Source organism: Nonomuraea sp. NPDC049378 (assembly GCF_055586745.1).
This window is the reverse complement of sequence record NZ_JBVJHP010000010.1, coordinates 14,219-24,315: the sequence shown is the minus strand read 5'-3', so window position 1 is coordinate 24,315 and position 10,097 is coordinate 14,219. Positions and strand designations below refer to the sequence as shown.

Here is a 10,097-nt window from a genome sequence, read left to right as displayed (position 1 = left end):
CATGCGATCCGTCGCGCCCAGCCGATCCATTGTCGAAGCGACGCAGTTGCCGAGGCTCATCCGGATCGGGCACAACCTGCATGTCGCCGCGTTCGGGCTGATGAAGCTGCTGCCTGCCCGTTACATGCTCGATCGCGCCGCCGAGCGGGGCGAGCTGGACTGGGGCACCACGGTGCTGGAGACCTCCTCGGGCACCTTCGGGCTCGGATTGGCGATCGTGTGCCGTCTGCGCGGCAACGCCCTGACGATCGTGGGCGATCCCGCGATCGACCCCGGGTTGCGGCGGCGGCTGAACCAGCTCGGCACCCGCGTGGAGATCTGCGAGGACCCGAGCCCCGAGGGCGGCTACCAGCGCGCCCGCCTGGACCGGCTGGCCGAGCTGCGTGACGAGCATCCCGACCACTACATCCCCAACCAGTACGGCAACCCGGACAACCCCGCGGCCTACTCCGTCGTCGCCGAGCAGCTCTCCGAGGCCATCGGGCCCATCGACTGCCTGGTCGGGGCCGTCGGCTCCGGCGGCTCGACCCTCGGCACCAGCTCCTTCCTCAGGCTCGTGTCGCCCGACCTGCACCTGGTCGGAGTGGACACGCCGGGCAGCATCATCTTCGGGCAGCCCGACCGGCCCCGCCTCCTGCGCGGCCTCGGCAACAGCCTGGTGCCGGGCAACGTCCAGCACGAGAGCTACGACGAGGTCCACTGGGTGGGCCCGGCCGAGGCCTTCCACGCCACCCGTCGGCTCTACGGCAGGCACTGCCTGTTCATGGGCCCGACCAGCGGCGCCGCTTTCCTGGTCGCCTCCTGGTGGGCCAGGTGCAACCCCGACGCGCAGGTGGTCGCCCTGCTCCCCGACGAGGGTTACCGCTACCTGGACACCGTCTACGACGACGAGTGGCTGCGCGCGATCGATCTGCTCGACGCCCCCGTGGCCCCCGAGCCGGTCGAGGTCGCCCATCCGGCACAGGAGCTCGGCGGCTGGTCGCGTATCGACTGGAACCGGCGGCGGCTCCACGACCTGATCGGGGTGCGGCCATGACCGCGACCCTGCTGCTCGTCGAGAGCAACAGCACCGGGACCGGCCCGCTGTTCGCCCGGCGTGCCCGCGAGCTCGGCGCCCGGCCGCTGCTGCTGGCCGCCGACCCGGACCGCTACGGCTACGCCCGCGAGCACCGGATCGAGACCCGCCGCGTGGACACCGGCGACGCCGAGGCGGTGCTGCGCGCCGCGCGCGACGTGCCGGACCTGGCCGGCGTGACCACCAGCTCCGAGTACTACGTGCCGGCGGCCGCCCAGGTGGCCGCCGAGCTCGGCCTGCCCGGCCCCGACCCCGCCGCCGTGACCGCCTGCCGGCACAAGGGGCGGCAGCGCGACGCGATGGCGGCCGCCGGCGTGCCCTCGCCGCGCCACGCCGCCGCCGCCTCGGCGAGGGAGGCGGTGACGGCCGCGCGGGCCATCGGCTATCCCGTGGTCGTCAAGCCGGCCGCCGGGTCGGGCAGCACGGGCGTGCTGAAGTGCTCCGACGACAAGGACGTGGCGGGCCACGCCGAGAGCCTGCTCGCCGTCACCGCCAACGAGCGCGGCCTGCCGGTCGAGCCCCTGGTGCTGGTCGAGGAGTACGTACGAGGCCCGGAGTTCTCGGTGGAGACCTTCGCCGGCTTCGCCGTGGCCGTCGTCGCCAAGCACCTCGGGCCCGCCCCGTACTTCGTGGAGATCGGTCACGACCTGCCCGCAGGACTGCCGTACCCCGAGGCCGCCCGGATGCGGCAGACCGCCGAGCACGCGGTGCGCGGGCTCGGCCTGGGCTTCGGCGCCGCACACGTGGAGCTCAGGCTCACCGAGGACGGCCCGCGGGTGATCGAGGTCAACTGCAGGCTGGCCGGCGGCATGATCCCCGAGATGGTCCGCAGGGCCAGCGGGCTCGACCTGGTCACCGCGCAGGTGGCCGCCGCTCTCGGCGCGCGCGTCAGGCTGACCCCCGTCCACGACCGGCACGCCTGCATCCGCTTCCTGGTCAGCGACCTCCCGGCCGTCCTGGACGGCCCTCCTGACACGCTCGGCGCGGCCACGCGGTTGCCCGGCGTGGAAGAGATCACGTTGTATCGCGGTCGTGGCGACCGGTTGCGGCCGGCTCGCGACTTCCGCGACCGGATCGGACACGTGCTCACCGTGTCCGACCGGGCCGAAGAGAGCAGCGCGGCCGCGGCCGCCGCCCTGGACTGTCTCAGGACAGCCATCCGGCCGCTCCCCGAAGGAGTGTCACCATGAGTAGCCCGACGACGTCGATCCCCGCTTCCTCTCCCACGTCCTGGGACTCCGGCCGGCTGAAGCGTCCCGTGTGCGCGGCCGCGCAGGAGATCCTCTTCGACCGGCACCTGCGGCCGTCGGCCGAGCCCGTCGCGGCCGAGCTGCAGCTCATCAGCCAGGTGGACCGGGCGCACCTGGTCATGCTGGTCGAGCAGGGCATCGCCGCGCCCGAGGCGGCCCAGCGGCTGCTCGAAGGGATCGAGCGGCTGCGCAAGGCGCACTTCGGGCCGCTGATCGACCTCCCGGCGCCGCGCGGGCGTTACCTGGCCTACGAGTCGTACCTGATCGACACGCTCGGGCCCGACGTCGGCGGCATCCTGCACAGCGGCCGCTCCCGCAACGACCTCAACGCCACGGTGATCCGGTTGCGGCTGCGCGAGCCGTACGACCGGCTGCTGGCCGAGTGCGACCTGCTGGGCCGGCGGCTGCTGAGCGACGGCCGCCGGTACGCCGCCGTGACGATGCCCGCCTACACCCACCACCAGCCCGCGGTGCCCATCACGTACGGCCACTACCTGGTCGGCGTGGCGGCCGCCTTGGTCAGGGATATGGCGGACCTGTGGAACGCGGGGGAGGAGATCGAGCAGAATCCCCTGGGCGCCGGGGCCGTGGGCGGAACGTCCCTGCCGATCGACCCGCGGCGCACCACCCGGCTGCTGGGCTTCTCCGAGCCGCTGGCCAACTCCGTGCACGCGGTCGCCTCCAGGGACGTCGTGCTGCGGCTGACGTCGGCGGCGGCGGTGCTGGGCGTGCTGCTGTGCCGCGTCGCGCACGACGTGCAGCACTGGTCCAGCGTCGAGTCCGGGCTGCTGCACCTGGCCGACGACGTGGTGGGGTCGAGCTCCATGATGCCGCAGAAGCGCAACCCGTTCCTGCTCGAACACGTGCAGGGCCGCGCCACCGTGGCGCTCGGCGCCTTCACGGCCGCGGTCAGCGCCATGTGCACCTCCCGCTTCACGAACGCCATCGCCGTGGGCACCGAGGCGGTCGCGCACATCTGGTCCACGCTGGAGGCGGCGACGGACGCCGTCGTCCTGCTCCGGCTGGTGCTGGAGGGCGCGGAGCCGGACGCGGCGCGGATGCGGCAGAGCGCGGTGGAGGGGCAGACCGTGGCCACCCACCTGGCCGAGCGCCTGGTGAGCGCGGGCATGCCGTTCCGCAGCGCGCACCACCGGGTGGGCGCCATCGCGGTCGAGGCGCTGGAGACCGGCCGGCCGCTGGAGGACGTGGCCCGGCAGCGCCTGCCCCAGTACGGGCCGGCGGTGTGGTCGGGGCTCGACCCCGATGCCGTCGCGGCCACCGCGAACTACGGAGGCGGGCCGGGGCCGGGAGCGCTGGAAGCGGCCCTGCCCGACGTCGGCGCCCGCCTGACCGACCTGCGCCGCCGCGCGGCCCGCCGTCGCAGGCGGTGGGCCGAGGCCGCCGCCGAACTCGACGCGGCCGTGCACGACATTCTCACCAACCACCAGAAAACCGCATGAGGAGAGCATCATGACCGAGCGCCAGTACACCGTGGTACGCAACGACGAGCACCAGTACTCGATCTGGCCGGCCGACCGGCAGCCGCCCGAGGGCTGGCAGGCCCAGGGGTTCGCCGGGCCCAAGGACGACTGCCTGGCACACATCGACGAGATCTGGACCGACATGCGCCCGCGCAGCCTGCGCGAGCACATGGCCGCCACCGCCCGCTAGCCCTTCCCCGCCGGCCGCTCCGGACGTCCGGGGCGGCCGGCACCTCCGCCGCCGCGCTGCTCCCCTGGAGATCCCATGACAAGCCTGCTGCACAACCCTACGTACGACGTGATGCACGACCCCGCGCCGATCCTCACGGCCGGCGGCGCGGGCTCTCCCGAGTCCTCCGGCCATGTGGAGCTGAGGAGCGACACCTTCACCCTGCCGACCCCGGCCATGCTGGAGGCCGCCTCCCGCGCCCCGCTCGGCGACGACGTCTACGGCGAGGACCCCACGGTGACCCGGCTGGAGGCCCTGGCGGCCGACCTGCTGGGCAAGGAGGCCGGCTGCCTCATGCCGAGCGGCACCATGGCCAACCTCACGGCGCTGCTGGCGCACTGCCCGCGCGGAGGCAAGGCCATCGTCGGCCATGAGTCGGACATCTACGTCTACGAGGCTGGTGGCGCCTCACTGTGCGGCGGCATCGTCTACGACGCACTGCCCAACCAGCGCGACGGCACGATCGACCTGGCCGACATCGAGGAGGCCTGCACGGTCGACCGCTCCGACCCGCAGATCGCGCCGCCCGCGGTGATCAGCCTGGAGACCCCGCAGAACCGGTGCGGCGGGCTGCCCCTCCAGCTCGACTACCTGGCCGAGGTAGGCCAGCTCGCCCGCCGTCACGGCGTCGGACTGCACCTGGACGGGGCCCGGCTGTTCAACGCGGCGGTGGCGCTCGGCGTCACGCCCGCCGAGATCGGGCACTACGCCGACACCATCCAGGTGTGCCTGTCCAAGGGGCTCTCGGCGCCGATCGGATCCGTGCTCGTGGGCGACCGCAAGCTGATCGCGCACGCCCGGCGGATGCGCAAGATGCTCGGCGGCGGCATGCGCCAGTCCGGAATGATCGCCGCGTGCGGCATCATCGCGCTCACCGAGATGACCGACAGGCTGGCCGAGGACCACGAGAACGCGACCCGGCTGGCCAGAGGGCTGTCCAGGCTGCCCGGCGTACGCCTCGACCCCGGCCCGCCGGTGACCAACATGGTCTTCTTCCGCATCCGCGACGACCGGTACACCACCAGGTCGTTCATCGCCGCCGCGGCCCGGCGGGGCGTGCGGGTGGAGGAGCTCGGTCGCGGGCGCATCCGGGCGGTGACGCACGCGTACGTCGGGCGGGAGGCCATCGACCGGGCCATCGCCATCTTCGCCGACCTGCTGGCCCCGGGCCCCCGTGGCGCCGAGTTCCCGGCCCGCCATGAGAGCGGGATGATGCCGCGACGATAAGGGTACTTCGCATCGTGGAGGTGAGAGGAAACGCCGGAACCAGGGAAGGACCGGACCATGAAGCGCATCCAGCTCCCCAAGCGCCCCTCCAAGCACCTGCGCGAGCAGCAGCCCGATCTTCGCACGCCCTCCGGGCGGAGACTTCCCTACTGAAGAGCACGAGGGCCCGGCTCGTGAACGACGAGCCGGGCCGCCGGCGTTCAGGCGAACGCCACGCCGTACGTACGGAACCAGTGGTCGAACTGCACCAGGAACCCCAGCGCCCGGACGCTGCCCAGGGTGGTGGCGGGCTGCGGGCCGCCGGGGTCGAGCAGCGCCCTGACCGCGCCCGGATCGAGCAGGTCCTTCAGCGGACCGGCCGGATCGGCGACCGCGTCGCGCACCCGGGCGCGCAGCGATGCCACGTAGGCGGGGTTCTGCATGGCGGGGTAGGCGCTCTTGGGCCGGTTGAGCACCTCGGCGGGCAGCAGATCCGCCACGGCGCGGCGCAGCAGCCCCTTCTCGATGCCGCCGGCGTTCTTGAGCCGCCACGGCACGTTCCAGACGTAGTCCACCAGCCGGTGGTCGCAGAACGGCACCCGGACCTCCAGCCCCGCCGCCATGCTCATGCGGTCCATGCGCGTCAGCAGGAGAGGCAGGAAACGCGTGAGGTACAGGTGGCCGACCTCGCGCAGCCGCCGCTCGGCGGAGCTCTCCCCGCCGAGCCGCGGCACCTCCCGCATCGCCTGCGCGTAACTCTCGGCCAGGTACGCGCCGGGCCGGCACCAGGCCGCGGCCTCCGCCCCGAGCAGGCCCGCCAGGCCCAGCGGCGCGGCGCGGTACCAGGGGAAGAACCCGGTGGGCTCGGCCGCCTCCCTGGCGAACCACGGGTAGCCGCCGAACACCTCGTCGGCCGACTCGCCCGACAGCGCGACCGTGCAGTCCCTGGCCACCCTGCGGAAGAGCAGGTGCAGGGAGATGTCGGCGTCGCCCAGCCCCGGCAGGTCGCGCGCCCTGGTCGTGGCGTCGGACCAGGCCAGCAGGTCGGGCACGTCGAGCAGCACCTCGGTGTGGCTGGTGCCGACGTGGGAGGCGACCGCCCGGGCGTAGGGCGCGTCGAGGCTGTGGTGCAGCGTGGTCTCCTGGAAATGTTTGCCGCTGTCGTGGAAGTCGACCGCGTAGCTGCTCAGCTTGTCGCCGTACGCGCCGCCCCGGTAGGACCGGGCGCCCAGGGCCGTCACCGCGCTGGAGTCCAGGCCGCCCGACAGCAGGCTGCACAGCGGCACGTCGGAGACGAGCTGCTCGTCCACCGCGCTGCTCAGGAGCTCGCGCACGCGCCGCACGGTCGCCTCGTCGCCGTCCTCGTGGGGCCGCGCGGTCAGGCTCCAGTACGTGCGGTGGCGCGTGCCCCGCCTGCTCACCCGTACCAGCGTTCCGGGGCGGACCTCGGACAGGCCGCGCAGGGGGGAGCGGCCGGGCGTGGGCGCCGACGCGGCGGCGAAGAGCTCGGCGAGCCCGTCGGCGTCGATGACGGGCGCGAAGCCGGGGTTGGCCAGCAGGGCCTTGGGCTCAGAGCCGAAGATCACTCCGTGCGGGGTCCCGGTGAAGTACAGCGGCTTCACGCCGAGCCGGTCCCGCACCAGCACCAGCTCTTCGGTACGCCCGTCCCAGATGGCCAGCGCATATATTCCGGACAGCCGTCCGGCGAAATCCTCTCCCCATTCGAGATAGGCACGCAAGACCACTTCCGTGTCACACGTGGTGGTGAAGCGGTGGCCCTTGGCCCGTAATTCATCGCGCAATTCGCGGAAATTGTAGACCTCGCCGTTGTAGGTCATCGCGACCGCCTCCGCCACCGCGGGCTGGGCGCCGCCCGCCACGTCGAGCACGGCCAGCCTGCGGTGCCCGAACCCCACGTGACGGGCGGTCCACACGCCGGAACCGTCAGGGCCCCGGCAGGCCAGCGTCTCGGTCATCGCGGCCAGCACGTCGCGGTGGTCGCGTAGGTCACGTTGCCAGTCGACCCATCCGACTATTCCACACATCGCCGAACACCTTTCCGTGAGAGCGGCCTGAAATCGGTGATATGCCGAACACCCCGGACGGGGCAAGCGACCTGCGGGACTTCCCCCTGGGTCCGCGCATCAGGGGATTTCCCCTGATTGTGTCCCGCGGCTGTTGCGGGGACCTTGGAGACACAGGGAAGTCAAGGAGGACCCATGTCCCTCAGAACCCGGCCCGGCCGCTGGACGGCCCGGCCCGTAGGCGACGCGCAGCGCATCCTGTTCTGCCTGCCCTACGCGGGTGGCAGCGCGAACGTGTACCAGGAATGGCCACGGGAGATCCACGGGGCCGCGGTGATCCCGCTCCAGCTGCCCGGCAGGGGGAGCAGGTTCAGCGAGCCGCCGCACCACGACATGGGCGCTCTCGTGGACGACCTCCTCGCGGGCGTGCGCACGTACCTTGACCGGCCGTTCGCGATCTTCGGGCACAGCATGGGCGCGCGGATCGCGTACGAGGTCGCCTGCGCCCTGCTGGAGCGGGGCTGGCCGCTGCCCGAGCGGATCATCGCGGCCGGCTCGCCGCCGCCGCACCTGGGGCCGCCCGCCGCCGCCCACCTGCTGCCCGACCAGGAGTTCCTGGCTCACCTGCGCGGGCTCGGCGGCACGCCGCCCGCGTTCTTCGACTCGCCCGAGCTGGTCGACCTCGCCCTGCCCACCCTGCGAGCCGACTTCGCCGTGGTGGCCGGACAGTCCTGGGCTCCCCGCACGCCGATCCCGGTGCCGATCGACGCGCTGTGCGGCGCCGCCGACGCCGCCGTTTCCGTGGCGGACGTCGCCGCCTGGGGCGACCTGACCGGCGGGCCGTTCAGCATGCGCGTGCTGCCGGGCGACCACTTCTTCATCCACGAGGAGCTGCCCACGGTGCTGGAGTCCGTGGGAGAGCTGCTCGGCCAGCTCCAGTTCAGCCGCGGCTAGCGGCGAGAAGGGACACCCATGAACGACTACGGCCAGGTCATCGAGCAGCGCTGCGACGCCTTCCGCAGCCGCCACCACCGCCGCCTGTCCTGCCCGCGGGACCTGGACGGCATGTTCTCCCGCATCCACGCCCTGGACCAGAAGGACGAGCTCTTCCTGCTGATGGTCCGGGAGCGGCACGGAGCTTCCTGACCGCCGGCCCGCCCCGCCCGCCGCAGACAGAGGGAACCGCAACCATGTCTCACGATGATCCGCGGGCCGGATGCGTCCGCAGCGCCGGCCTCGCCTCCATCGCCGTGGACCACGCCCAGCTCAGCTACGAGTACCTCGACGCCGGCGACGTCGACGCCTACGCCTCGCTCTTCGAGAAGGACGTGGTGCTGAGCAGGCCAGGCCTGACCGTGCGCGGCCGGACCGAGCTGGAGCGCTTCCAGGAGAAGCGGGTCGGGCGCTGCCACCACACGGTGAGCACGGTCATCGCCTCCACGGAACACATCGCCGTCGTCGGAAGCCGTACGCGGGAGCCGGACGAGCCCGGCGAGGGGCCGTTGGAGTTCGCCGACGTCTTCACGCTCTCCGCCAGCGGCCTCTTCTCCGCCCAGCAGACGTTCTACTTCATCGCCCCTGGCTGACCTAGGAGGATGGCATGTCGGAGGAGTATGTGCTCACGTTCGCCTGCCCCGACCGCGCGGGCGTGGTTCACGCGATCTCCGGATTCCTGCTGCGGCACGGCGGCAACATCCTGCAGAGCCAGCAGCACGGGGACAACGCCTCGAGCCGGCTGTTCATGCGCGTGCACTTCAGCGCGCCGGGCGACCTCGCGGAGCTGCGGGCCGACTTCGCCCCGACGGCCGAGAGCCTGGGCATGCAATGGCGGCTCGCCGACGCCTCCGCCAGGCCGCGCCTCCTCATCATGGTCTCCAAGTACGGCCACTGCCTCAACGACCTGCTCTTCCGCCGGCGCATCGGAGAGCTGCCCGCCGACATCCCGCTCGTGGTGTCGAACCATCCCGACCTGGCCGACCTGGTGACCTCCCACGGGATCCGCTTCGAGCACGTCCCCGTGACCCCGGACACCAGGCAGGACGCGGAGGACAGGCTGCTGGCGCTGGTGGAGGAGCATCGGATCGACCTGGTCGTTCTGGCCAGGTACATGCAGATCCTCGGCGACGACGTGTGCAAGCAGCTCGACGGCAGGGCCATCAACATCCACCACTCGTTCCTGCCCAGCTTCAAGGGCGCCGGGCCGTACCGGCAGGCTCACGTCCGCGGGGTGAAGCTGATCGGCGCGACCGCGCACTACGTGACCGCCGACCTGGACGAGGGGCCCATCATCGAGCAGGAGGTCGTCCGCGTCGACCACACCTTCTGTCCCGACCGCCTGGCCGCCGCCGGGCGCGACGTCGAGTGCCTGGCGCTGGCGCGGGCGGTCCAGTGGCACATCCAGCACCGGCTCCTTCTCAACGGCAACCGGGTGGTGGTGTTCAGGTAGGCGAAGCCGTCACGAGGCTGCTGTCACGAACCTATCGTCGCGCCATCACGGGACGCACCCGGCGGCGATAAGCCGCGCGATAGGGCCGCGAATGACTCCTTCCATACCTTCTGAGGCATCGCAGCAACCAGCCGAAAGCCCAGGTGAAGGGGTCCCCGCCATGCAGATCAAGAAGATCGTCATCACCGCCACGATCTCCCTCGCCACCCTGCTCGGCCCCGCCACCGCCATCGCCTACGCCGACACCCCCTGGGACGGACCCACCCCCACCAGCGACACCCCCTGGGACGGCCCCACCCCCACCAACGACGACACGCCCTGGGACTAGCTCCACCCCCACGAACGACACGCCGTGGGACCAGCCCACTCCCGCCCCCGTGGGCTGA

Annotated in this window: 11 protein-coding genes; 10 read left to right on the top strand and 1 reads right to left on the bottom strand. The window is 72.3% G+C overall.

Annotated elements, in window-relative coordinates; translation table 11 throughout:
* Position 1 precedes the first annotated feature (1 nt).
* The 5 genes from ACZ6SA_RS22255 (at position 2) to ACZ6SA_RS22235 (ending at position 5,262) form a co-directional block, all read left to right on the top strand.
* Complete coding sequence (locus ACZ6SA_RS22255) at positions 2 to 1,036, top strand: pyridoxal-phosphate dependent enzyme (protein ID WP_465830033.1); 1,035 nt, start codon at positions 2 to 4, stop codon at positions 1,034 to 1,036.
* Positions 1,033 to 2,265 (top strand): ATP-grasp domain-containing protein, encoded by a 1,233-nt coding sequence (locus tag ACZ6SA_RS22250; protein ID WP_465830031.1) that lies wholly within the window; start codon positions 1,033 to 1,035, stop codon positions 2,263 to 2,265. Before ACZ6SA_RS22255 ends, ACZ6SA_RS22250 begins: the two co-directional genes overlap by 4 nt.
* Positions 2,262 to 3,785, top strand: coding sequence for an argininosuccinate lyase (locus tag ACZ6SA_RS22245; protein ID WP_347643561.1), 1,524 nt, complete (start codon positions 2,262 to 2,264; stop codon positions 3,783 to 3,785). The genes ACZ6SA_RS22250 and ACZ6SA_RS22245 overlap by 4 nt, the downstream gene beginning before the upstream one ends.
* Positions 3,786 to 3,795: 10 nt before the next feature.
* Positions 3,796 to 3,996 carry an MbtH family protein gene (locus ACZ6SA_RS22240; protein WP_347643562.1) on the top strand — a complete coding sequence of 67 codons (201 nt, stop codon included), beginning with the start codon at positions 3,796 to 3,798 and terminating at the stop codon, positions 3,994 to 3,996.
* Positions 3,997 to 4,071: 75 nt separating this feature from the next.
* Positions 4,072 to 5,262, top strand: coding sequence for a GntG family PLP-dependent aldolase (locus ACZ6SA_RS22235; protein ID WP_347643563.1), 1,191 nt, complete (start codon positions 4,072 to 4,074; stop codon positions 5,260 to 5,262).
* A 200-nt stretch (positions 5,263 to 5,462) separates the two neighbouring features.
* Here the strand turns inward: ACZ6SA_RS22235 and asnB are convergent, their stop codons facing one another.
* Positions 5,463 to 7,286: an asparagine synthase (glutamine-hydrolyzing) gene (gene asnB / locus ACZ6SA_RS22230; RefSeq protein ID WP_347643564.1), complete on the bottom strand. Its 1,824-nt coding sequence runs from the start codon at positions 7,284 to 7,286 to the stop codon at positions 5,463 to 5,465.
* A gap of 174 nt (positions 7,287 to 7,460) precedes the next feature.
* On the opposite strand from asnB, the gene ACZ6SA_RS22225 reads away from it, so the two are divergent.
* From ACZ6SA_RS22225 to ACZ6SA_RS22205, 5 genes are all read left to right on the top strand, one after another.
* Positions 7,461 to 8,219 carry a thioesterase II family protein gene (locus tag ACZ6SA_RS22225; RefSeq protein ID WP_347643565.1) on the top strand — a complete coding sequence of 253 codons (759 nt, stop codon included), beginning with the start codon at positions 7,461 to 7,463 and terminating at the stop codon, positions 8,217 to 8,219.
* An 18-nt stretch (positions 8,220 to 8,237) separates the two neighbouring features.
* Positions 8,238 to 8,411 (top strand): hypothetical protein, encoded by a 174-nt coding sequence (locus ACZ6SA_RS22220; protein WP_347643566.1) that lies wholly within the window; start codon positions 8,238 to 8,240, stop codon positions 8,409 to 8,411.
* A 44-nt stretch (positions 8,412 to 8,455) separates the two neighbouring features.
* Entirely contained in the window at positions 8,456 to 8,851 is a 396-nt protein-coding gene (locus ACZ6SA_RS22215) for a nuclear transport factor 2 family protein (protein WP_347643567.1), read from the top strand.
* Between the two features lie 14 nt (positions 8,852 to 8,865).
* Positions 8,866 to 9,711, top strand: a complete 846-nt coding sequence (gene purU, locus ACZ6SA_RS22210) for a formyltetrahydrofolate deformylase (protein ID WP_347643568.1) — start codon at positions 8,866 to 8,868, stop codon at positions 9,709 to 9,711.
* A 160-nt stretch (positions 9,712 to 9,871) separates the two neighbouring features.
* Positions 9,872 to 10,039, top strand: coding sequence for a hypothetical protein (locus ACZ6SA_RS22205; RefSeq protein WP_465830026.1), 168 nt, complete (start codon positions 9,872 to 9,874; stop codon positions 10,037 to 10,039).
* The last annotated feature ends 58 nt before the right edge of the window (positions 10,040 to 10,097 follow it).

Excerpts from the sequence above, each read along its gene's own strand:
- ACZ6SA_RS22235 (WP_347643563.1), top strand. The coding sequence starts at position 4,072 with ATGACAAGCCTGCTGCACAACCCTACGTACGACGTGATGCACGACCCC.
- purU (WP_347643568.1), top strand. The coding sequence starts at position 8,866 with ATGTCGGAGGAGTATGTGCTCACGTTCGCCTGCCCCGACCGCGCGGGC.
- ACZ6SA_RS22245 (WP_347643561.1), top strand. The coding sequence starts at position 2,262 with ATGAGTAGCCCGACGACGTCGATCCCCGCTTCCTCTCCCACGTCCTGG.
- ACZ6SA_RS22250 (WP_465830031.1), top strand. The coding sequence starts at position 1,033 with ATGACCGCGACCCTGCTGCTCGTCGAGAGCAACAGCACCGGGACCGGC.
- ACZ6SA_RS22215 (WP_347643567.1), top strand. The coding sequence starts at position 8,456 with ATGTCTCACGATGATCCGCGGGCCGGATGCGTCCGCAGCGCCGGCCTC.
- ACZ6SA_RS22240 (WP_347643562.1), top strand. The coding sequence starts at position 3,796 with ATGACCGAGCGCCAGTACACCGTGGTACGCAACGACGAGCACCAGTAC.
- ACZ6SA_RS22255 (WP_465830033.1), top strand. The coding sequence starts at position 2 with ATGCGATCCGTCGCGCCCAGCCGATCCATTGTCGAAGCGACGCAGTTG.
- asnB (WP_347643564.1), bottom strand. The coding sequence starts at position 7,286 with ATGTGTGGAATAGTCGGATGGGTCGACTGGCAACGTGACCTACGCGAC.
- ACZ6SA_RS22205 (WP_465830026.1), top strand. The coding sequence starts at position 9,872 with ATGCAGATCAAGAAGATCGTCATCACCGCCACGATCTCCCTCGCCACC.
- ACZ6SA_RS22220 (WP_347643566.1), top strand. The coding sequence starts at position 8,238 with ATGAACGACTACGGCCAGGTCATCGAGCAGCGCTGCGACGCCTTCCGC.
- ACZ6SA_RS22225 (WP_347643565.1), top strand. The coding sequence starts at position 7,461 with ATGTCCCTCAGAACCCGGCCCGGCCGCTGGACGGCCCGGCCCGTAGGC.